At 62.3% G+C, this 20,840-nt stretch carries 20 protein-coding genes; 3 read left to right on the top strand and 17 right to left on the bottom strand.

Annotated features, from left to right (window positions below; genetic code table 11):
- Positions 1-510: 510 nt before the first annotated feature.
- The 4 genes from recX to ACFY9W_RS11765 all read right to left on the bottom strand — a co-directional run bounded on the left by recX (position 511) and on the right by ACFY9W_RS11765 (position 3,506).
- The gene (gene recX, locus ACFY9W_RS11750; protein WP_391130065.1) at positions 511-981 is read right to left on the bottom strand and encodes a recombination regulator RecX; all 471 of its coding nucleotides are present in this window, start codon (positions 979-981) and stop codon (positions 511-513) included.
- Between the two features lie 20 nt (positions 982-1,001).
- Entirely contained in the window at positions 1,002-2,069 is a 1,068-nt protein-coding gene (recA, locus tag ACFY9W_RS11755; RefSeq protein ID WP_110746074.1) for a recombinase RecA, read from the bottom strand.
- Between the two features lie 103 nt (positions 2,070-2,172).
- The gene (locus tag ACFY9W_RS11760; RefSeq protein ID WP_391130068.1) at positions 2,173-2,655 is read right to left on the bottom strand and encodes a nicotinamide-nucleotide amidohydrolase family protein; all 483 of its coding nucleotides are present in this window, start codon (positions 2,653-2,655) and stop codon (positions 2,173-2,175) included.
- Positions 2,656-2,852: 197 nt separating this feature from the next.
- On the bottom strand, positions 2,853-3,506 hold the full coding sequence (locus tag ACFY9W_RS11765; protein ID WP_391130071.1) for a hypothetical protein: 654 nt from the start codon (positions 3,504-3,506) through the stop codon (positions 2,853-2,855).
- A 263-nt stretch (positions 3,507-3,769) separates the two neighbouring features.
- Between ACFY9W_RS11765 and mutS the strand changes: the two genes are divergently transcribed.
- Together mutS and fdxA are read left to right on the top strand one after the other, a co-directional pair.
- A complete protein-coding gene (gene mutS / locus ACFY9W_RS11770; RefSeq protein ID WP_391130455.1) occupies positions 3,770-6,343 on the top strand; it encodes a DNA mismatch repair protein MutS in 2,574 nt (857 codons plus the stop codon).
- A 140-nt stretch (positions 6,344-6,483) separates the two neighbouring features.
- A complete protein-coding gene (fdxA, locus tag ACFY9W_RS11775) occupies positions 6,484-6,807 on the top strand; it encodes a ferredoxin FdxA (RefSeq protein WP_012270863.1) in 324 nt (107 codons plus the stop codon).
- A 625-nt stretch (positions 6,808-7,432) separates the two neighbouring features.
- Here the strand turns inward: fdxA and rpoS are convergent.
- From rpoS to ACFY9W_RS11815, 8 genes are all read right to left on the bottom strand, one after another.
- Positions 7,433-8,440, bottom strand: coding sequence for an RNA polymerase sigma factor RpoS (gene rpoS, locus ACFY9W_RS11780; protein ID WP_009686059.1), 1,008 nt, complete (start codon positions 8,438-8,440; stop codon positions 7,433-7,435).
- A 108-nt stretch (positions 8,441-8,548) separates the two neighbouring features.
- Positions 8,549-9,412, bottom strand: a complete 864-nt coding sequence (locus ACFY9W_RS11785; RefSeq protein WP_391130074.1) for a peptidoglycan DD-metalloendopeptidase family protein — start codon at positions 9,410-9,412, stop codon at positions 8,549-8,551.
- 214 nt (positions 9,413-9,626) lie between these two features.
- Positions 9,627-10,265, bottom strand: coding sequence for a protein-L-isoaspartate(D-aspartate) O-methyltransferase (locus tag ACFY9W_RS11790; protein WP_003252348.1), 639 nt, complete (start codon positions 10,263-10,265; stop codon positions 9,627-9,629).
- A gap of 35 nt (positions 10,266-10,300) precedes the next feature.
- On the bottom strand, positions 10,301-11,050 hold the full coding sequence (gene surE, locus ACFY9W_RS11795; protein ID WP_391130077.1) for a 5'/3'-nucleotidase SurE: 750 nt from the start codon (positions 11,048-11,050) through the stop codon (positions 10,301-10,303).
- Complete coding sequence (truD, locus tag ACFY9W_RS11800; RefSeq protein WP_391130080.1) at positions 11,038-12,096, bottom strand: tRNA pseudouridine(13) synthase TruD; 1,059 nt, start codon at positions 12,094-12,096, stop codon at positions 11,038-11,040. The genes surE and truD overlap by 13 nt, the downstream gene beginning before the upstream one ends.
- Complete coding sequence (ispF, locus tag ACFY9W_RS11805) at positions 12,093-12,566, bottom strand: 2-C-methyl-D-erythritol 2,4-cyclodiphosphate synthase (protein WP_391130083.1); 474 nt, start codon at positions 12,564-12,566, stop codon at positions 12,093-12,095. Before ispF ends, truD begins: the two co-directional genes overlap by 4 nt.
- A gap of 76 nt (positions 12,567-12,642) precedes the next feature.
- Positions 12,643-13,497 (bottom strand): S-formylglutathione hydrolase, encoded by an 855-nt coding sequence (gene fghA / locus ACFY9W_RS11810; protein ID WP_391130086.1) that lies wholly within the window; start codon positions 13,495-13,497, stop codon positions 12,643-12,645.
- Positions 13,498-13,505: 8 nt separating this feature from the next.
- The gene (locus tag ACFY9W_RS11815; protein WP_016712915.1) at positions 13,506-14,618 is read right to left on the bottom strand and encodes an S-(hydroxymethyl)glutathione dehydrogenase/class III alcohol dehydrogenase; all 1,113 of its coding nucleotides are present in this window, start codon (positions 14,616-14,618) and stop codon (positions 13,506-13,508) included.
- 107 nt (positions 14,619-14,725) lie between these two features.
- Here ACFY9W_RS11815 and ACFY9W_RS11820 point away from each other — a divergent pair, with 107 nt between their 5' ends.
- Positions 14,726-15,622, top strand: coding sequence for a LysR substrate-binding domain-containing protein (locus tag ACFY9W_RS11820; protein ID WP_391130089.1), 897 nt, complete (start codon positions 14,726-14,728; stop codon positions 15,620-15,622).
- A gap of 112 nt (positions 15,623-15,734) precedes the next feature.
- Here the strand turns inward: ACFY9W_RS11820 and ispD are convergent, their stop codons facing one another.
- The 5 genes from ispD to ACFY9W_RS11845 form a co-directional block, all read right to left on the bottom strand.
- Entirely contained in the window at positions 15,735-16,442 is a 708-nt protein-coding gene (gene ispD / locus ACFY9W_RS11825; RefSeq protein ID WP_391130092.1) for a 2-C-methyl-D-erythritol 4-phosphate cytidylyltransferase, read from the bottom strand.
- A complete protein-coding gene (ftsB, locus tag ACFY9W_RS11830; protein ID WP_016712918.1) occupies positions 16,439-16,720 on the bottom strand; it encodes a cell division protein FtsB in 282 nt (93 codons plus the stop codon). The genes ispD and ftsB overlap by 4 nt, the downstream gene beginning before the upstream one ends.
- A 168-nt stretch (positions 16,721-16,888) precedes the next feature.
- Positions 16,889-18,178, bottom strand: coding sequence for a phosphopyruvate hydratase (gene eno / locus ACFY9W_RS11835; RefSeq protein WP_391130095.1), 1,290 nt, complete (start codon positions 18,176-18,178; stop codon positions 16,889-16,891).
- 153 nt (positions 18,179-18,331) lie between these two features.
- Positions 18,332-19,177, bottom strand: a complete 846-nt coding sequence (gene kdsA / locus ACFY9W_RS11840; RefSeq protein ID WP_060497316.1) for a 3-deoxy-8-phosphooctulonate synthase — start codon at positions 19,175-19,177, stop codon at positions 18,332-18,334.
- Positions 19,178-19,180: 3 nt separating this feature from the next.
- On the bottom strand, positions 19,181-20,809 hold the full coding sequence (locus tag ACFY9W_RS11845; RefSeq protein WP_391130099.1) for a CTP synthase: 1,629 nt from the start codon (positions 20,807-20,809) through the stop codon (positions 19,181-19,183).
- Positions 20,810-20,840 lie beyond the last annotated feature (31 nt).

Below are 20,840 nucleotides of genomic sequence, written 5' to 3' on the forward strand. Positions count from 1 at the left end.
ATACCTGTGGGAGCGGGCGTGCCCGCGAAGAAGCCAGCGCGGTAAATGGCACCGGCTTTGCCGGTGTTCGCGGGCTCGCCCGCTCCCACATGGATCGTGTGCGCCCGAAGCTACCGCCATACCTGTGGGAGCGGGCGTGCCCGCGAAGAAGCCACCGCGGTGGATGGCACCGGCTTTGCCGGTGTTCGCGGCTGAAGCCGCTCCCACAGGGATCGTGTTAACCCGAAGAATCGTGTGCGCCCGAAGCTAGCGCAATACCTGTGGGAGCGGGTTCACCCGCGAAAAAGCCAGCGCGGCGAATGGCACCGGCTTTGCCGGTGTTCGCGGCTGAAGCCGCTCCCACAGGGATCGTGCGAGCCCGACCCAGCGCAATACCTGTGGGAGCGGGCGTGCCCGCGAAGAAGCCAGCGTGGTGAATGGCACCGGCTTTGCCGGTGTTCGCGGTGGTTCGACGCCTCGACTTTCCCGCACCCACAGAGACCGTGTGAGCCCGAAGCCAACGCATAGACTTCAGTAATCGTCCAGATCCCGCCCACTGAGCAGGCGGCCGATCAAATCCATGGGAAACCCCCGGTAAGCCAGGAACCGGGTTTGCTGGGCACGGCTACGCGGATCCTGCGGCCGCTGCCCGGCGAACTTGCGCTGCCACACATCACGCATGCGCTCGCCCCAATCCACTTCGCTCTCACGCAATGCCTGGTCGATATCACTGCGCGCCAAGCCGCGCTGGCCGAGCTCTTCGCGAATACGCACAGGGCCATAGCCAGAGCTGGAACGGTAGCGGATAAAACTTTCGAGGTAACGGGCCTCACTGAGCAGCCCTTCTTCGGTGAGCCGGTCGAGCTCAGGCTCGATCATCTCATCCAAAGCGCCGCGCTGACGCAACTTGCGCGTCAGCTCGACGCGACCATGCTCACGTCTCGCGAGCAGGTCCATGGCTGTCCGCCGGATGGCGACGGGGGTGTCGAGTACGGCGGACATATTGGCTATCTATCGCGTAATCAATAACCAGCGTCAGCGTCTGCCATGTCATCGGCATCAGCTTCGGCAGCAGCAGCTTTACCCGCTTCAGCAACAGCACCCGCTTTCAGCAGCTTGTCACGGATCTGCTTCTCGATCTCTGCACCAATAGCCGGGTTCTCGGCCAGGTACTTGGCAGCGTTGGCTTTGCCTTGACCAATCTTGTTGCCCTGGTAGGCGTACCAGGCACCCGACTTCTCGACGAGGCCTTGGGACACACCCAGGTCAATGATCTCGCCGTTACGGTAGATGCCCTTGCCGTAGAGGATCTGGAACTCGGCCTGGCGGAACGGTGGCGAAACCTTGTTCTTGACGATCTTGACGCGGGTTTCGCTGCCGACCACCTCGTCGCCTTCCTTGACCGCGCCAGTACGACGGATGTCCAGACGCACCGAGGCGTAGAACTTCAGGGCGTTACCACCGGTGGTGGTTTCCGGGCTGCCGAACATCACACCGATCTTCATACGGATCTGGTTGATGAAGATGACCAGGCAGTTGGCGTTCTTGATGTTACCGGTGATCTTGCGCAGCGCCTGCGACATCAGGCGGGCCTGCAGGCCCACGTGCATGTCACCCATTTCGCCTTCGATCTCGGCCTTTGGTACCAGCGCGGCCACGGAGTCGACGATGATCACGTCAACGGCGTTGGAACGCACCAGCATGTCGGTGATTTCCAGGGCCTGTTCGCCAGTGTCCGGCTGCGAGACCAGCAGATCGTCAACATTGACACCCAGCTTGCCAGCGTACTCAGGGTCCAGGGCGTGCTCGGCGTCGACGAAGGCACAAGTAGCGCCGTTTTTCTGGGCTTCGGCGATGACCGAAAGGGTCAGCGTGGTCTTACCCGACGATTCCGGGCCGTAAATCTCGACGATACGGCCTTTTGGCAGGCCGCCGATGCCCAGGGCGATGTCCAGGCCCAGGGAACCGGTGGAGATGGCAGGAATACCTTGGCGTTCCTGGTCACCCATGCGCATGACTGCGCCTTTGCCGAATTGGCGTTCGATCTGACCCAGGGCCGCAGCCAAGGCGCGCTTCTTGTTGTCGTCCATTGAAATCCTCACGTGTTCGACGTGGCCCTGACGGCCGGAATACCTGTATAAGTAGCCAGTATTATTCCACAGGCAGGCGCCGACGCAAACCCCTGTCGTCGATTTACTCGGCACCAAGCTGTAACAAGCCGTCTAACGCGGCGATCACCGTCTGTCGGCGCACGGCTTCGCGGTCGCCGTCGAACTGGCGGCGCTCGCTGAATACCCGGCTGCCGTCACCCCAGGCCAGCCACACGGTGCCCACCGGCTTGGCTGCAGAGCCACCGTCCGGCCCGGCCACACCGCTTACCGCCACGGCAAAGCGCGCGCCACTGGCAGCCTGGGCACCGCGAACCATGGCTTCGACCACTTCCTGGCTAACTGCGCCCACCTGGCCGAACAAGGCCTCGGGCACGCCCAACTGGCGGGTTTTCTGAGCGTTGGAATAGGTCACGTAGCCGGCCTCGAACCAGGCCGAACTGCCAGGAATACGGGTGATGGCTTCGGCAATGCCGCCGCCGGTGCAGGATTCGGCGGTGGTCACTTGTGCATTGAAACGGCGCAGGTGCTCACCCAGGCGGGTGGCAAGCGTGGTGATCGGGTCCATGTCGGGCTCCTGGAAGGCTGCCCTCTACCCTATCAGCTAGTTGCGTTCACTGATATTCAGCCAGATCGCGAAGCGGGCAGCCACAACGACAACAAACCTGCCGCGAAATGACGATCTCGCCAATGAACAGGCGTTCGACCTCGACCGCTTTGTGCCTGTACAGCCCGCAGATCATACGCCTCAGCCAATGGGGCATGTCAGAAGTTCAGCCGCAGTACGGTACGCCAGAAGTTCCTGATCGGTGAACGCCGGTGCTTGGCCCAGTTACGCTCCCACCACTCATCCTCATTACGCACTACCTGCTCCAGATCGCTACCCGCCACAGCTGCAGCATGTTGGCGATACAGCATCGGGAACACACAGTGCTGACGGAGCTTGTGCTTGACCACAACATCCACGGGTGTGCCATCGTAGGGCGCTTCTGCCAGGATCCGGCAGCCTTCGCGCGACAGTACATAAGCGTGCAGTGCAACCACCCGCCCCCTGGCAATGAACGGGAACCACGTCAGCCAGGTTCGCCCCATGGAATAGCCCAGGTGCAGGGCCTGGAAAGAGCGGTTCTGCATGAAGCGGTTCACCCAGCGCACCTGCGAAGGCTTGAAATCATAAGCCTTGGCATCGTCTTCGAAGATCAGGATTCGATCCAGCCCGTTGTCCAGTGCGTGACGTGCCAACTGCTGATGCGATTCGTAGCAACCACGCTTGGGGTCACTGTTTTTCGGCACGACATGAAAGACCACTTCGTTGTCCAGCTGCCGCCCGATGGTTTCACTGAACAGCTTGCGCCGGTCATCCCGCGTGTCGAGGGAGATACAAAAAACCGCATCGACATCAAAACGAATTCCACTCACTGCACTAACCAACCTGATTGCACTAACGGTTAACTTGGCACGGCCAAAAGCGCGCAATCTTCCATGGGAGCACCATGCTGTCAACAAGCCATGCCCTTACACCTGCGCTGCCCGGCGTTGCAGGTGCTGCCTGTGCGGTAGCCGTGTTAACCTATGCGGCTTGAAAATTCAGGTGGGTCTCGGCGTCGCGCATGCAACACGGAACGCCCCAATTTGCCCCACAATGTTGAGACCTACTTTCTAAGCCTTTGATGAATAAAGCAATTTCCGATCTTTCCGCACACACCCCGATGATGCAGCAGTACTGGAAGCTGAAAAACCAGCACCCGGACCAGCTGATGTTCTACCGCATGGGCGACTTCTACGAAATCTTCTACGAAGATGCAAAGAAGGCCGCAAAACTGCTGGACATCACCCTGACCGCACGCGGCCAGTCGGCCGGCCAGTCCATCCCCATGTGCGGGATTCCGTTCCATTCGCTGGAAGGCTACCTGGCCAAGCTGGTCAAGCTGGGCGAATCGGTGGTGATCTGCGAGCAGATTGGCGACCCGGCCACCAGCAAGGGCCCGGTGGAACGCCAGGTGGTGCGCATCATCACCCCCGGCACGGTCAGCGACGAAGCGTTGCTCGACGAGCGCCGCGACAACCTGATTGCCGCACTGCTCGGCGACGAACGCCTGTTCGGCCTGGCCGTACTGGACATCACCAGCGGCAACTTCAGCGTGCAGGAGATCAAGGGCTGGGAAAACCTGCTGGCCGAGCTTGAGCGCCTGAACCCGGTCGAGTTGTTGATCCCCGACGACTGGCCACGTGACCTGCCCGCCGAAAAACGCCCAGGCGCCCGCCGCCGTGCGCCGTGGGACTTTGACCGCGACTCGGCACGCAAAGCCCTGTGCCAGCAGTTTGCAACCAAGGACCTCAAGGGCTTTGGCTGCGACAAGCTGACCCTGGCCATTGGCGCCGCCGGCTGCCTGCTGACCTACGCCAAGGAAACCCAGCGCACCGCCCTGCCGCACCTGCGCAGCCTGCGCCACGAGCGCCTGGACGACACGGTCATCCTCGATGGCGCCAGCCGTCGCAACCTGGAGCTGGACGTCAACCTGGCGGGTGGGCGTGACAACACCCTGCAATCGGTGGTCGACCGCTGCCAGACCGCCATGGCCAGCCGCCTGCTGAGCCGCTGGCTGAACCGCCCGCTGCGCGACCTGAAAGTATTGCAAGCACGCCAGGACTCGATCCGCTGCCTGCTCGACAGCTACCGCTTCGAGAAGCTGCAACCGCAGCTGAAGGAAATTGGCGACATCGAGCGGATCCTCGCCCGTATCGGCCTGCGCAACGCCCGCCCTCGCGACCTGGCGCGCCTGCGCGATGCCTTGGGCGCGCTGCCCGAGCTGCAAAACGCCATGACCGAGCTGGAGGCGCCGCACCTGGCGCGCCTGGCGGCCATTACCGGCACCTACCCGGAGCTGGCCAGCCTGCTGGAGCGGGCGATCATCGACAACCCGCCAGCAGTCATTCGCGACGGTGGCGTGCTCAAGGCCGGCTATGACAACGAGCTGGACGACCTGCTGGCCATCAGCGAAAACGCCGGCCAGTTCCTGATCGACCTGGAAGCCCGGGAAAAGGCCCGCACCGGCCTGGCCAACCTCAAGGTCGGCTACAACCGCGTGCACGGCTACTTCATCGAACTGCCGACCAAGCAGGCCGGGCAGGCGCCGGGCGACTACATCCGTCGCCAGACGCTCAAGGGCGCCGAACGCTTCATCACCCCCGAGCTGAAAGCGTTCGAGGACAAGGCGCTGTCGGCCAAAAGCCGCGCCCTGGCCCGCGAGAAGATGCTCTATGACGCCCTGCTGGAAACCCTGATCAGCCACCTGGCGCCGCTGCAGGACAGCGCCGCCGCCCTGGCCGAACTGGATGTGCTCAGCAACCTGGCCGAACGTGCGCTTAACCTCGACCTGAACTGCCCGCGCTTCGTCGACGAACCGTGCCTGCGCATCGAGCAAGGCCGCCACCCGGTGGTGGAGCAGGTGTTGACCACGCCGTTCGTGGCCAACGACCTGGGCCTGGACAACAGCACGCGCATGCTGATCATCACCGGCCCGAACATGGGCGGTAAGTCCACCTACATGCGCCAGACCGCCCTGATCGTGCTGCTGGCGCACATCGGCAGCTTCGTGCCGGCGGCCAGCTGCGAGCTGTCGCTGGTCGACCGCATCTTCACCCGTATCGGTTCCAGCGACGACCTGGCCGGCGGGCGCTCGACCTTCATGGTCGAGATGAGCGAAACCGCCAACATCCTGCACAACGCCACCGACCGTAGCCTGGTGCTGATGGACGAAGTGGGCCGCGGCACCAGCACCTTCGACGGCCTGTCGCTGGCCTGGGCTGCTGCCGAGCGCCTGGCCCAGCTGCGTGCCTACACGCTGTTCGCCACCCACTACTTCGAGCTTACCGTGCTACCGGAAAGCGAGCCGCTGGTGGCCAACGTGCACCTGAACGCTACCGAGCACAACGAGCGTATCGTGTTCCTGCACCATGTTCTGCCTGGCCCTGCCAGCCAAAGCTACGGCCTGGCTGTGGCACAGCTGGCCGGCGTGCCCACGGTAGTCATCCAGCGTGCCCGCGAGCACCTGGCACGCCTGGAAACCACCAGCCTGCCGCATGAACAAGTCCCGGCCCACAAGGCCAAGGATGTACCCCAGGTGCCGCACCAGAGCGACTTGTTCGCCAGCCTGCCACACCCGGCCATCGAGAAGCTGGGCAAGCTGCAACTGGACGACATGACCCCGCGTCAAGCTATCGAAATGCTATATCAACTAAAGAACCTGTTATAACGGCGCCCACTACAAGCTGGTAGAATCCGCCGCGGTTTGCTGGTGCTGCAGGTTATTAGCCTGGCCTGCAGCCACATACCAGTAAACCGCGCGGCCCTGAGAGGAAGGGCCGCCGCCGTCGCCTGAGGAGAGAACTAGAAATGACCTTCGTCGTCACCGACAACTGCATCAAATGCAAATACACCGACTGCGTGGAAGTCTGTCCGGTGGACTGCTTCTACGAAGGCCCGAACTTCCTGGTCATTCACCCGGACGAGTGCATCGACTGCGCCCTGTGCGAACCGGAATGCCCGGCGCAAGCCATCTTCTCGGAAGACGAGATCCCTGCCGGGATGGAAAACTTCATCGAGCTGAACGCCGAACTGGCGGAAGTCTGGCCTAACATCACCGAGCGTAAGGATGCCCTGCCGGACGCTGAAGAGTGGGACGGCAAGACTGGCAAGATTGCAGACCTGGAGCGCTGATAGCGCCCGGACAAGAAAAGGCCCCTCGGGGCCTTTTTTGTTTTTCTGCGGGCAAAAAAAAGGGGCGGTTTGACCCGCCCACATTTTTTCCGTAGTCCCTGCTTGTCCCAAACATCATCCTGATGAAATCGCTTCTTGCGATGTCCCTGGCCTCCTCCCTGGAAGCCTGTGCATGTCCGTGTGCACAGTTCGAATACTAGCGGGTTGAGCTGAGCGAGCAAGCGCGAAACCTCACAAGGTATTGCGTGGGACACATTTCCTCACAGCCGAATAACTCATGACTTTCAATGGCTTGGAAAAATACAGGGGCTGGAAACGACAATGATTTACTGACGCTTGCATAGATAGCTTACAAAACAAGTAAGAAAAGGCTTACATGCAATGTTACCGGGGTGGCGCGGTACACATTAGATACCTGTTTCTTCAGACAGATTTTGGGGGCTGCTTTGCAGCCCTTTCGCGACACAAGGCCGCTCCCACAGCTTGGACGCGCACTCCTGTGGGAGCGGCCTTGTGTCGCGAAAGGGGCGCGCAGCGCCCCCGGCAATTTCGAACGGATCAGCACTTTCCGCCACACACAAAAACGCCCCGAGATCATCGGGGCGTCTTGTACTACAGGCTTTCGCTACTGGAACAACGACTCGCTGGACAAGCCATTCTTCTCCAGGATTTCCCGCAGACGCTTCAGCCCCTCCACCTGAATCTGCCGCACCCGCTCACGGGTCAGGCCAATCTCCAGGCCCACATCTTCAAGGGTGCTGCTTTCATGCCCGCGCAGGCCAAAGCGGCGTACTACCACCTCACGCTGCTTGTCGGTCAGCTCGCCCAGCCACTGGTCGATGCTCTGCGACAGGTCGTCATCCTGCAGCAGCTCGCACGGGTCGGTCGGGCGGTCGTCGGTCAGGGTGTCGAGCAGGGTCTTGTCAGAGTCCGGGCCAAGCGACACATCCACCGAAGACACACGCTCGTTCAGGCCGAGCATACGCTTGACCTCGGCGACCGGTTTTTCCAGCAATGTGGCAATTTCTTCCGGCGAAGGCTCGTGGTCGAGTTTTTGGGTCAGCTCGCGTGCGGCGCGCAGGTAGACGTTCAGTTCCTTGACCACGTGGATCGGCAGGCGGATGGTGCGGGTCTGGTTCATGATCGCCCGTTCGATGGTCTGGCGGATCCACCAGGTCGCATAGGTCGAAAAACGGAAACCACGCTCCGGGTCGAACTTCTCGACCGCACGGATAAGCCCCAGGTTGCCCTCCTCGATCAGGTCGAGCAGCGACAGGCCGCGGTTAACGTAACGACGGGCAATTTTAACAACCAGGCGCAGGTTGCTTTCGATCATGCGCTTGCGGCCAGCAGGGTCGCCCTTTTGCGACAAACGCGCAAAATGCACTTCCTCTTCCGGCGAAAGCAACGGCGAGAAGCCGATCTCGTTGAGATACAACTGGGTGGCATCAAGCGCCCGGGTGTAATCGATATACTTGTGTTGCTTGAGCGAAGAGCCCGACTTGGCCCTCGTCCGAACCGAAGATACAGCAGGTTCGTCTGACACCACATCCGTTTCCAAAACGATGCCCGTCTCCATCAGGAGGACGTCATCGTCGATGTCAAACTCCGGCACTTCTTTACTGAGAGCCATTGTTATAGTCCTTTGCTGAGTTCGAACTCAGACTCGAGCGGCACCTTTATCCCTGGCAGCGCTTGAGCCTGTCCCCTCTACATCACAGGAACAGGCCGGGCACAACGATCAACGGCGTGGCAGGAACTGGAGTGGATCGACGGGTTTGCCCTGGCGGCGAATCTCGAAATGCAGCTTCACCCGATCAGTGCCCGTGGACCCCATTTCAGCAATCGACTGCCCTGCCTTGACCTGCTGCCCCTCCCGAACCAACAGCCTGCGGTTATGACCGTAGGCACTGACGTAGGTATCGCTGTGCTTGATGATGATCAGCTCGCCGTAGCCCCTTAAACCACTCCCGGCGTAAACCACCGCACCATCAGACGCAGCAAAAACAGGCTGTCCCAAATCACCGGCGATATCAATGCCTTTATTCAAACTACCGTTTGAAGCAAATTTTCCAATCAGCACGCCGTTGGCGGGCCATGTCCAGCCGCCCACCGCGCGCTCGGCGGCCGGCACGGTGGCTACCACCGGCGTGCTGGTGGAAGGTGCTGGCGTGGCCGGTTTGCTGGTGTTGGCAGACGACGTGGCAGTGCTGCCCACAGGCCGCCGCGTGACCGTGGTGCGGCTCGACGAGGATGGGTTGGACACCACCGTGGTGCTGCTGCTCGAACCGCTGCTGAAACGAATCGCTTGGCCCGGGCGGATGGTATAAGGCGCCGGGATGCCGTTGCGGGCGGCCAGCTCCTTGTAGTCCCAGCCATAACGGAAGGCGATGGAGAACAGGGTGTCGCCAGGCTTGACGACGTACTGCCCGGAGGTCACTGCCGGGCGCTTGGGCACGGTGTTGTTGCGGTCGACCACCCGCGCGCTGCTGCTACTGCTGCTGGTGCTTGAGCAACCCACCAGTAGCGTGCCCATGGCCAGTGCAATCACCAGAAGCTTGAAACCCGACCCGTCCTTGCGCTGCCGAATGACTGTGTGACCCACCCGCGCTCCCCTCATGGTGCCAAAAACGATATGAAGACAAGAAATGCAATAATGTTGCAATTATAACCAAGCTGGCCGTGATTGGCAGGCTGGTGCAAAAGGCTGTTGCAAAGCCCCGTTGCGCACTAGCGCTTTGCACCGCCAGATAGACAGGGCGAAGCTGCAAGAATTCGCCGCTTGCGCAAAAATACCGCGCGGCGCCTACCCGCAGCGCTCAGGCCAGCGGGCCATTGAGCAGCGGCACGAAGCGCACGGCCCCCAGTACGCGGCGGGAGAATCCATGCTCCTCGCGCACAATCAGCATCAGTTGCTGTGCTTCGCCGGCCGGCCCCACCGGGATCACCATGCGGCCCCCGGGCGCCAGCTGGTCAAGCAGTGCCTGCGGCACTTCAGGCGCGACCGCCGTGACGATGATGCCGTTGTACGGCGCCAGCGCCGGCCACCCTTCGCAACCATCGCCCCAGCGGAATACCACGTTGCGCAGGTTCAACTCCACCAGGCGCTCTTTGGCGCGGTCCTGCAGCACCTTGATGCGCTCTACCGAAAACACCCGCTCCACCAGCTGGGCCAGGATCGCCGTCTGGTAACCCGACCCGGTACCAATCTCCAGCACCTTGTCCAGTGGCCCGGCCTCGAGCAGCAGTTCGCTCATGTGGGCAACCATGAACGGCTGCGAAATCGTCTGGTTATGGCCAATGGGCAGTGCGGTGTCTTCGTAGGCACGATGCGCCAGTGCCTCGTCGACGAACAGGTGGCGCGGGGTACGTCGAATCACGTCGAGCACCTTGGTGTTCGAAACACCCTCCTCGCACAAGCGCTGGATCAGCCGCTCCCGGGTACGCTGGGAGGTCATGCCGATACCGCGCCGCAGCATATCGTCCTCGCGCATCAGAGCAGGCCCTCCAGCCAACCGTCGAGTTGCTCGAAGGCATCATTGAAGGTGCGATCGAGTTGCAGCGGGGTGATCGATACGTAGCCCTGCATGACTGCATGGAAGTCGGTGCCCGGCCCGCCGTCTTCGGCATCACCGGCCACGGCGATCCAGTAGCCTTCCTTGCCGCGTGGGTTGACCACCTTGGTCGGTGCCGCCGCCCGGGCCCGGTGCCCGAGACGGGTGAGCTGGATGCCCCGGATGTGCTCGAGCGGCAGGTTGGGGATATTGACGTTGAGCACGGTGCGTGGCGGCAGCGCCAGGCGCGACTGTGCCTCGACCAGGCGGCGGGCGATATGGGCTGCGGTCGGCAGGTTGTCCGGCTGGCGTGACAACAGCGAGAATGCCAGCGACGTACCGCCCAGAAAGCGGCCTTCCAACGCTGCGGCGACCGTGCCCGAATACAGCACGTCATCACCCAGGTTGGCCCCCAGGTTGATGCCCGACACGACCATGTCTGGCGTGTACGGCAACAGCCCGTTGAGCCCCAGGTGCACGCAGTCGGTTGGCGTGCCGTTGAGGCTGATGAAACCGTTGGCCAGGGTTTGCGGGTGCAGCGGCCGGTCCAGCGTCAGCGAACTGCCGGCGCCGCTCTTGTCTTGATCCGGGGCGATCACCGCGCACTCGGCATAATCCACCAGCGCAGCGTGCAGCGCGGCGATGCCGGGTGCGGTTACACCGTCGTCGTTCGAAATCAGAATACGCATGGGCTGTCCGTCTGCCCTGCCGACACCAGATCCACGACTTCACGCACCACCACGGTGGCGAAGCATCCGGCCGGCAGGACGAATTCCAGTTGCAGGATATCAGGCTCGGGATAATGCCATGTCAGGCCGCCAATAGGGAGCCGCAAAATACGCCGTTCGTGATCCATGCCCGCCTGGGCCAGCCACTGGCAAAGTGCCGGCTGGCCTGCACCGACGGTGTTTTCCAGGTGGGCAGTGGCCGCGCCAGCAGGCGAAGCACCCTCGCCCCACATCGGGCCGGTGGGGTGCAGGTCAAGAATCGCCAGGCGTGGGTCGGCACATTCCGCCTCACCCGCCGGGAAAAAACTACGGCTGTCGGTGAACGCCAGCAGGTCGCCGACTTGCGCACGGGCCCAGCTACCTTCGGCGACACGTGCAGCCAGCACCTGATTGAACAGGTAGCTGCGCCCGGCCGAAAGCAGGCGCGAACGCACATTACGCTGTTCGGGCAAGGCTTTGCGAGCGGCCCAGTCGAGGGCGTCATGGACGTTGCCGCCGCCATGGCCGAAGCGCTGGGTGCCGAAATAGTTGGGCACGCCGTGCTGCTTGAGCTGTTCCAGACGGGCATCAACCGCCTGGTGGTCGGCAACCAGGCCGGTCAGGCGCAAGGTGAAACCGTTCGCCGAATGCGCGCCGCGCTGCAGCTTGCGCTGGTGGCGCACCTGCTTGAGCACGCGCAGGCTGGCGTCTTCGGCACGCGACAGGTCCGGGTCGGCCTTGCCCGGCAGGTGCAGGCTGAACCACTGGCGGGTAAGGGCCTGCCGGTCCTTGAGCCCGGCATAACTGATGGTGCGTACCGGCACACCGGCAGCGCGGGCCAGGCGGCGGGCGGCTTCCTCGGTGTTAAGGTCACGCTTCTCGACCCACAGCCACAGGTGCTCACCCTGACCGGACAGTGGAATGTCCAGCACTTCGTCGACCTGGAAGTCTTCGGCTACCGCCTTGAGAACGGCGGTACCCAGTGGTTCGCCCGATGCACGCGGGCCCAGCAGTTCCAGTTCGGTCATGCTGGCAGCAGCAGGGCGACCGAATGCACGGCAATACCCTCCTCGCGGCCACAGAAGCCCAGTTTTTCGGTAGTGGTGGCCTTGACGTTGACCTGGTCGAGTTCGACCTGCAGGTCTTCGGCGATCAGCTGGCGCATGGTCTCGATGTGCGGGGCCATCTTCGGCGCCTGGGCGACGATGGTGGCGTCGACATTGCCGACCTTCCAGCCCTTGGCTTTGACGATACCAACCACATGGCGCAGCAGCACACGGCTGTCAGCACCCTTGAACTGTGGGTCGGTGTCGGGGAAGTGCTTGCCGATGTCGCCCAGCGCCGCGGCGCCCAGCAAGGCATCGCTCAGGGCGTGCAGCAGCACGTCGCCGTCGGAATGGGCCAGCAGGCCGTATTTGTGGGGGATACGCACCCCGCCCAGGGTAATGAAATCACCGTCGCAGAAACGGTGCACATCGTAGCCGTGGCCAATACGCATAGAAAAACGCCCTGAATGAGTCAGGGCGTGATTCTACCTGCTTTGCAGCGGCTTTGGCGGCTTTTGGACCAGGCTGTTACACCCGACCCAGTGCCACCGCATGATGGCGCAGGTGCTCTTCGATGAAGCTGGCAATGAAGTAGTAGCTATGGTCATAGCCCGGCTGCAGACGCAGGGTCAGTTCATGGCCCCCTTTGCGTGCAGCCTGCTCCAGCGCTTCAGGCTTGAGCTGCTTTTCGAGGAAGTCGTCACGGTCGCCCTGGTCCACCAGCAACAGCGGGCATTCGCCGGCAGGGGTTTCGGCCAGCAATACGCTGGCATCCCATTCACGCCAGCGCGCACGGTCCTCACCCAGGTAGCGGCTGAAGGCCTTCTCGCCCCACGGGCAATCCATCGGGTTGCTGATCGGCGAGAACGCCGACACCGACCGGTAGCGCCCCGGGTTGCGCAAGGCGCACACCAGCGCGCCATGCCCGCCCATGGAGTGGCCACTGATGCTGCGCTCGCCCGATGCCGGGAAATGCGCCTCGATCAGGGCGGGCAACTCGTCCACCACATAGTCGTGCATGCGGTAGTGCTTGGCCCAGGGTTGCTGGGTGGCGTTGAGGTAGAAGCCAGCCCCCAGGCCGAAGTCCCAGGCGCCATCCGGGTCGCCCGGCACCTGCTCGCCACGCGGGCTGGTGTCGGGGGCGACGATGATCAGCCCAAGCTCCGCGGCGAGGCGCTGGGCGCCGGCCTTCTGCATGAAGTTCTCGTCGGTGCAGGTGAGGCCGCTCAGCCAATACAGCACCGGCAGCTTCTCGCCCTGCTCAGCCTGCGGCGGCAGGTACACGGCGAACACCATGTCGCAGCCCAGCACCTTGGAGTGATGCCGGTAACGCTTGTGCCAGCCGCCGAAGCTCTTCTGGCAGGAGATGTTATCCAGGCTCATGGCTGACCTCAGAAGTGGATCACGCTGCGGATGCTCTTGCCTTCATGCATCAGGTCGAAGGCTTTGTTGATGTCCTCCAGGCCCATGGTGTGGGTGATGAAGGTATCCAGCGGGATCTCGCCCTTCTCGGACATTTCCACGTAGCTTGGCAGCTCGCTGCGGCCACGCACGCCACCGAACGCCGAACCGCGCCATACCCGGCCGGTCACCAGCTGGAACGGACGGGTGGCGATTTCCTGGCCGGCACCGGCCACACCGATGATCACCGACTCACCCCAACCTTTGTGGCAGCACTCCAGCGCCGCACGCATCAGTTGCACGTTGCCGATGCACTCGAAGGAGAAGTCCACGCCACCGTCGGTGAGGTCGACGATCACTTCCTGGATCGGGCGGTCGTAGTCTTTCGGGTTGATGCAGTCGGTGGCTCCCAGCTGGCGGGCAATCTCGAACTTGGCCGGGTTGATGTCGATGGCGATGATGCGCGAGGCCTTGGCCTTGACCGCACCGATCACTGCCGACAAACCGATGCCGCCGAGGCCGAAGATGGCCACGGTGTCACCCGGCTTGACCTTGGCGGTGTTGAGCACCGCGCCGATACCGGTGGTAACGCCACAGCCCAGCAGGCACACCTTTTCCAGCGGGGCTTCTTTCTGGATCTTGGCCACGGAAATTTCCGGCAGCACGGTGTACTCGGAGAAGGTCGAAGTACCCATGTAATGGAACAGCTGCTGGCCCTTGTAGGAGAAGCGCGTGGTGCCGTCCGGCATCAGGCCTTTGCCCTGGGTGGCGCGGATGGCCTGGCACAGGTTGGTCTTGCCCGACAGGCAAAATTTGCACTTGCCGCATTCCGGGGTGTACAGCGGGATCACATGATCACCCACGGCTACCGAAGTCACGCCCTCGCCTACCGCTTCGACGATCGCGCCGCCTTCGTGGCCAAGGATCGACGGGAAGATGCCTTCCGGGTCTGCACCGGACAGGGTGTAGGCGTCGGTATGGCAGACACCGCTGGCTACCACGCGCAACAGCACTTCACCGGCCTTGGGCATGGCGACGTCGACTTCGACGATTTCCAGGGGTTTCTTGGCCTCGAAGGCTACGGCAGCACGGGACTTGATCATCAAAGGTCTCCAGACAGAGGGTCGATTCAGTCTGGCAGTGTAATTCACTGCCTTTTGATGAATAATCCGGCCGAAGACAAAACATTATTGCCACACAGGGATAATCCATGAGCAGCCGCTGGGAAGGCATCGACGAATTCGTCGCCGTGGCCGAATCAGGCCAGTTCACGGCAGCCGCCGAGCGCCTGGGGGTTTCCTCGTCACACATCAGCCGCCAAATCGCCAGGCTTGAGGAGCGCTTGCAGACTCGTCTGCTGTACCGCAGCACCCGCCGGGTAACCCTGAGCGAGGCCGGGCAAACCTTTTTGCAACATTGCCAGCGTTTGCAGGATGGCCGCGAGGAAGCCCTGCGCGCCATGGGCGACCTGGCCAGCGAGCCCAAAGGGCTGTTGCGCATGACCTGCGCAGTGGCCTACGGCGAGCGTTTTATCGTGCCGCTGGTAACAAGGTTCATGACGCTATACCCGCAGCTGCGGGTGGATGTGGAGTTGAGCAACCACACCCTCGACCTGCTGCATGAAGGCATGGACCTGGCCATTCGCCTGGGCCGGCTGGCCGACTCTCGGCTGGTGGCCACCCGCCTGGCGCCGCGGCGCATGTACCTGTGTGCCTCGCCGGCTTACCTGGAACGTTATGGCCGGCCGCACAGCCTGTCGGAACTGGCGCGGCACAACTGCCTGGTGGGTAGTTCGGATTTGTGGGCGTTGCAGCAGGACGGGCGCGAGATCAGCCAGCGGGTACAGGGCAACTGGCGCTGCAACAGCGGGCAGGCGGTGCTGGATGCGGCGCTGCTGGGGATGGGGCTGTGCCAGCTGCCGGACTATTACGTGCTGGAGCACCTGCACAGTGGTGCGCTGGTGTCTTTGCTGGAAGCGCACCAGCCGCCGAATACGGCGGTGTGGGCGCTGTATCCGCAGCAGCGGCATTTGTCGCCGAAAGTGCGGCGGTTGGTGGATTACCTGAAGGAAGGGTTGGCGGGGCTGCCGGAGTATCGGTTGGCCTGAAGAGATGTGTTGGCTGTACTGGCCTCTTCGCGGGCTCGCCCGCTCCCACAGGTACGGCTTCAGCCTGTGGGAGCGGGCATGCCCGCGAAGAAGCCAACACAGGTCTTAACCTTCAGCGCCGCCCGGCCCAGCGCTGGCGCAACCACTCCAGGTCTTCCGGCCGGGTCACCTTGATGTTGTCACTGCGCCCTTCGACCAGCCGCGGCGCCTGGCCCGACCACTCAATGGCCGAGGCCTCATCGGTTACCACCACATCCGACACCAGGCACTCGGCCAGCGCCCGATGCAACGCGCCAAGGCGGAACATCTGCGGCGTGTACGCCTGCCAGATTGTGCTGCGGTCCACGGTAGCGCTCACCCGGCCATTGCTGTCGGCACGCTTGAGGGTGTCGCGCGCCGGCACGGCCAGCAGGCCACCCACCGGGTCGTCCGCCAGCTCCGACAACAACTTGTCCAGGTCGCTGCGCGCCAGGTTCGGCCGCGCGGCATCGTGCACCAGCACCCAGTCGCTGTCCGATGCCCCCTGGGCGTGCAGCAACAGCAGGGCGTTAAGCACCGAGTCGGCGCGCTCACGCCCGCCCGTCGCACGCTGGATTCGCGGGTCGCTGGCGCAGCGCAGGCCGGGCCAGTACGGGTCATCTTCGGCAATACTGACCACCACACCCTTGAGCGACGGGTGGCCAAGAAAACAGTCGAGGCTGTGCTCGAGAAGGGTCTGCCCGGCCAGCTCCAGGTATTGCTTGGGTCGGTCGGCAGCCATGCGGGCGCCTACGCCCGCAGCAGGAATCACGGCCCAGAAGGCCGGTAAGGTATCGATCATTTCTGTGGCAACTGGAAGAGGGTTTCGCCCTCTTTGACCATTCCCAATTCGTGGCGAGCCCGCTCTTCAACGGTCTCCATGCCTTTTTTCAGCTCCAGCACTTCGGCATCGAGCACGCGGTTACGCTCAAGCAGGCGCTCGTTCTCGGCATGCTGCTCGTCAATCTGCTGCTTCAGTTCGGTCACTTGCGCCAGGCTGCCATTACCCACCCACAGGCGGTACTGCAGGCCACCCAGCAGCAGGAGCAGAACGAGGAACACCCAATAGGGACTGCGCATCACGTTATCCAGGTTGAAAAGGCTGCCGCGTATTTGTTACATCGGGGCCTCGAATAGCACGAAGCCTGGCCGAGGCCAGGCTTCGTTGACAGAAACCCGTTGGAATGAAGGAAAGATCAGTACGAACGTTCCTACAACTCCGGCTGCTGTCTTTTTACCATCTCTTGCTTAGCCGCGAAACTCGGCACGACCACGGTATACCGCTTTGGCGCCCAGTTGCTCTTCGATGCGCAGCAGCTGGTTGTACTTGGAAACGCGGTCGGAACGGCACAGCGAACCGGTCTTGATCTGGCCGGCAGCGGTACCTACAGCCAGGTCGGCAATGGTCGAGTCTTCGGTTTCACCGGAACGGTGCGAGATGACTGCGGTGTAGCCGGCAGCCTTGGCCATCTGGATGGCTTCCAGGGTTTCGGTCAGCGAGCCGATCTGGTTGAACTTGATCAGGATCGAGTTACCGATGCCCTTCTCGATGCCTTCCTTGAGGATCTTGGTGTTGGTCACGAACAGGTCGTCGCCCACCAGCTGTACCTTTTCACCGATCTTGTCGGTGAGGATCTTCCAGCCAGCCCAGTCGGACTCGTCCAGGCCATCTTCGATCGAGATGATCGGGAAGCGCTCGGTCAGGCCTTTCAGGTAGTCAGCGAAACCTTCGGCGTCGAACGACTTGCCTTCACCAGACAGGTTGTACTTGCCGTCTTCGTAGAATTCGGAAGCCGCGCAGTCCAGGGCCAGGGTCACGTCGGTGCCCAGCTTGTAGCCGGCTTTCTCGACCGCTTCGGCGATGGCGCCCAGGGCGTCTTCGTTGGAAGCCAGGTTAGGGGCGAAGCCACCTTCGTCACCTACGGCAGTGTTCAGGCCACGGGCCTTCAGCACGGCTTTGAGGTGGTGGAAGATTTCGGTACCCATGCGCAGGCCGTCGGAGAAGGTCTTGGCGCCAACCGGCTGAACCATGAACTCCTGGATGTCGACGTTGTTGTCGGCGTGCTCGCCACCGTTGATGATGTTCATCATCGGAACCGGCATCGAGTACTGGCCCGGGGTGCCGTTCAGGTTGGCGATGTGCGCGTACAGCGGCAGGTCCTGGTCCTGGGCAGCAGCCTTGGCAGCAGCCAGGGAAACCGCCAGGATGGCGTTGGCGCCCAGCTTGGCCTTGTTCTCGGTACCGTCCAGCTCGATCATGGCGTGGTCCAGGGCCTTCTGGTCGGAAGGGTCCTTGCCCAGCAGCAGGTCACGGATCGGGCCGTTGATGTTGGCGACGGCCTTCAGCACGCCCTTGCCCAGGTAACGGCTCTTGTCGCCATCACGCAGCTCCAGCGCTTCGCGCGAGCCGGTGGAAGCACCGGACGGCGCGCAAGCGCTGCCGATGATGCCGTTGTCGAGCAGTACATCGGCTTCCACGGTGGGGTTGCCACGCGAATCGAGAACTTCACGACCTTTGATGTCGACGATTTTTGCCATTGTTGTAAGCACTCCAGAATTGACGAAAACAACTTAGCTTAAGAAATTCTTGCCGTTCACCCGGCGGACTTGCAGTGGGCAGGCCGGGTGAAGGGAGCCCCTGACCGATTGGTCAGGGGTGGATCGGGCGGTACTTTACCCGAGAAATGAGCTTTACGCGGTTTCTACCGTCGGAAAACTTTTCACCAGGTCGTCCAGTTGCTTGAGCTGGGCCAGGAATGGCTCCAGTTTGTCCAGGCGCAAGGCGCATGGACCATCGCATTTGGCGTTGTCCGGATCGGGGTGGGCTTCGAGGAACAGGCCGGCCAGGCCTTGGCTCATGCCAGCCTTGGCCAGGTCGGTGACCTGGGCACGGCGGCCACCGGCGGAATCGGCGCGACCACCCGGCGTTTGCAGGGCGTGGGTCACATCGAAGAACACCGGGTACTCGAACTGCTTCATGATCCCGAAGCCGAGCATGTCCACCACCAGGTTGTTGTAGCCAAAGCTCGAACCGCGCTCACACAGGATGAGCTGGTCGTTGCCGGCCTCGACGCACTTGGCGAGGATGTGCTTCATTTCGTGCGGCGCCAGGAACTGCGCCTTCTTGATGTTGATCACGGCGCCTGTCTTGGCCATCGCGACAACCAGGTCGGTCTGGCGCGACAGGAAGGCCGGCAACTGGATGATGTCGCACACCTTGGCCACCGGCTCGCACTGGTAAGGCTCGTGCACATCGGTGATTACCGGCACGTTGAAGGTGCGTTTGATCTCTTCGAAGATCTTCAGCCCTTCTTCCATGCCCGGGCCACGATAAGACGTCACCGACGAACGGTTGGCCTTGTCGAAGCTGGCCTTGAACACGTACGGGATACCGAGCTTCTCGGTAACCCGCACATATTCCTCGCAGACCTTCATTGCCAGGTCACGGGATTCCAGGACGTTCATGCCGCCGAACAGGACGAACGGCTTGTCGTTGGCGATCTCGATGTTACCGACGCGAATGATCTTCTGGGTCATTGATCAGGCCTTGTTTTTCTGAGCCAGGGCTGCCTTGACGAAGCCACTGAACAGCGGGTGGCCGTCACGCGGGGTCGAGGTGAATTCCGGGTGGAACTGGCAGGCGACGAACCATGGGTGGTCCTTGGACTCGACCACTTCTACCAGTGCGCCGTCTTCGGAACGGCCGGAAACCACCAGGCCGCCGTCGACCAGTTGCGGCAGCAGGTTGTTGTTCACTTCGTAGCGATGACGGTGACGCTCGGTGATCACGTCCTTGCCATAGCAGTCGTGCACCTTGGAACCGGCAATCAGCTGGCAGTCCTGTGCGCCCAGGCGCATGGTGCCACCCAGGTCGGAAGCCTCGGTGCGGGTTTCGACGGCACCGGTGGCATCGGCCCATTCGGTGATCAGGCCGACCACCGGGTGGCCGCTGTTGCGGTCGAATTCGGTGGAGTTGGCGTCTTTCCAGCCCAACACGTTACGGGCGAATTCGATAACCGCCACCTGCATGCCCAGGCAGATACCCAGGTATGGCACCTTGTTCTCACGGGCGTATTGCACCGCGGTGATCTTGCCTTCAACGCCGCGCAGGCCGAAACCGCCCGGCACCAGGATGGCGTCGGCGCCTTCGAGCAGGCTGGTGCCCTGGTTCTCGATGTCTTCCGAGTCGATGTAACGCAGGTTGACCTTGGTACGGTTGGTGATGCCGGCGTGGCTCATCGCTTCGATCAGCGATTTGTACGCGTCCAGCAGCTCCATGTACTTGCCGACCATGGCGATGGTCACTTCCTGCTCCGGGTTGAGCTTGGCATCGACCACTTTGTCCCACTCGGACAGGTCGGCGCTATTGCACTGCAGGCCGAAGCGCTCGACGACGAAGTCGTCCAGGCCCTGTGCGTGCAGCACGCCCGGGATCTTGTAGATGGTGTCGACGTCTTCCAGCGAAATCACCGCACGCTCTTCAACGTTGGTGAACAGCGCGATCTTGCGACGCGACGAAGCATCGACCGGGTGGTCGGAGCGGCAGATCAGCACGTCAGGCTGCAGGCCGATGGAGCGCAGCTCCTTGACCGAGTGCTGGGTCGGCTTGGTCTTGGTCTCGCCAGCGGTGGCGATGTACGGGACCAGGGTCAGGTGCATCAGCATGGCGCGCTTGGAGCCCACTTCGACGCGCAGCTGGCGAATCGCCTCGAGGAACGGCTGCGACTCGATGTCACCCACGGTACCGCCGATTTCCACCAGGGCCACGTCGGCATCGCCGGCGCCCTTGATGATGCGACGCTTGATTTCGTCGGTGATGTGCGGGATGACCTGGATGGTCGCGCCCAGGTAATCACCACGGCGCTCTTTGCGCAGCACGTGCTCGTAGATACGGCCGGTGGTGAAGTTGTTGTTCTGGGTCATCGTGGTGCGGATGAACCGCTCGTAGTGGCCCAGGTCGAGGTCGGTCTCGGCGCCATCGTGGGTGACGAACACCTCACCGTGCTGGAACGGGCTCATGGTGCCCGGATCGACGTTGATGTACGGATCCAGCTTGAGCATGGTGACCTTCAGGCCCCGCGCTTCCAGGATGGCCGCCAGGGAAGCCGAGGCAATGCCTTTCCCCAATGAAGAAACAACACCGCCCGTGACGAATATGTAGCGCGTCATGAAAAACCCTAGAAGTCTGCGTTAAGGCGGC

It is taken from the genome of Pseudomonas sp. NPDC008258 (assembly GCF_042956345.1).
Taxonomy (GTDB): Bacteria; Pseudomonadota; Gammaproteobacteria; order Pseudomonadales; family Pseudomonadaceae; genus Aquipseudomonas.

Coding starts and splice junctions, on each gene's coding strand:
- recX (WP_391130065.1), bottom strand. CDS start 981: ATGTCCGCCGTACTCGACACCCCCGTCGCCATCCGGCGGACAGCCATG.
- recA (WP_110746074.1), bottom strand. CDS start 2,069: ATGGACGACAACAAGAAGCGCGCCTTGGCTGCGGCCCTGGGTCAGATC.
- ACFY9W_RS11760 (WP_391130068.1), bottom strand. CDS start 2,655: ATGGACCCGATCACCACGCTTGCCACCCGCCTGGGTGAGCACCTGCGC.
- fdxA (WP_012270863.1), top strand. CDS start 6,484: ATGACCTTCGTCGTCACCGACAACTGCATCAAATGCAAATACACCGAC.
- rpoS (WP_009686059.1), bottom strand. CDS start 8,440: ATGGCTCTCAGTAAAGAAGTGCCGGAGTTTGACATCGACGATGACGTC.
- ACFY9W_RS11790 (WP_003252348.1), bottom strand. CDS start 10,265: ATGACCTCCCAGCGTACCCGGGAGCGGCTGATCCAGCGCTTGTGCGAG.
- surE (WP_391130077.1), bottom strand. CDS start 11,050: ATGCGTATTCTGATTTCGAACGACGACGGTGTAACCGCACCCGGCATC.
- truD (WP_391130080.1), bottom strand. CDS start 12,096: ATGACCGAACTGGAACTGCTGGGCCCGCGTGCATCGGGCGAACCACTG.
- ispF (WP_391130083.1), bottom strand. CDS start 12,566: ATGCGTATTGGCCACGGCTACGATGTGCACCGTTTCTGCGACGGTGAT.
- fghA (WP_391130086.1), bottom strand. CDS start 13,497: ATGAGCCTGGATAACATCTCCTGCCAGAAGAGCTTCGGCGGCTGGCAC.
- ACFY9W_RS11815 (WP_016712915.1), bottom strand. CDS start 14,618: ATGATCAAGTCCCGTGCTGCCGTAGCCTTCGAGGCCAAGAAACCCCTG.
- ACFY9W_RS11820 (WP_391130089.1), top strand. CDS start 14,726: ATGAGCAGCCGCTGGGAAGGCATCGACGAATTCGTCGCCGTGGCCGAA.
- ispD (WP_391130092.1), bottom strand. CDS start 16,442: ATGATCGATACCTTACCGGCCTTCTGGGCCGTGATTCCTGCTGCGGGC.
- ftsB (WP_016712918.1), bottom strand. CDS start 16,720: ATGCGCAGTCCCTATTGGGTGTTCCTCGTTCTGCTCCTGCTGCTGGGT.
- eno (WP_391130095.1), bottom strand. CDS start 18,178: ATGGCAAAAATCGTCGACATCAAAGGTCGTGAAGTTCTCGATTCGCGT.
- kdsA (WP_060497316.1), bottom strand. CDS start 19,177: ATGACCCAGAAGATCATTCGCGTCGGTAACATCGAGATCGCCAACGAC.
- ACFY9W_RS11845 (WP_391130099.1), bottom strand. CDS start 20,809: ATGACGCGCTACATATTCGTCACGGGCGGTGTTGTTTCTTCATTGGGG.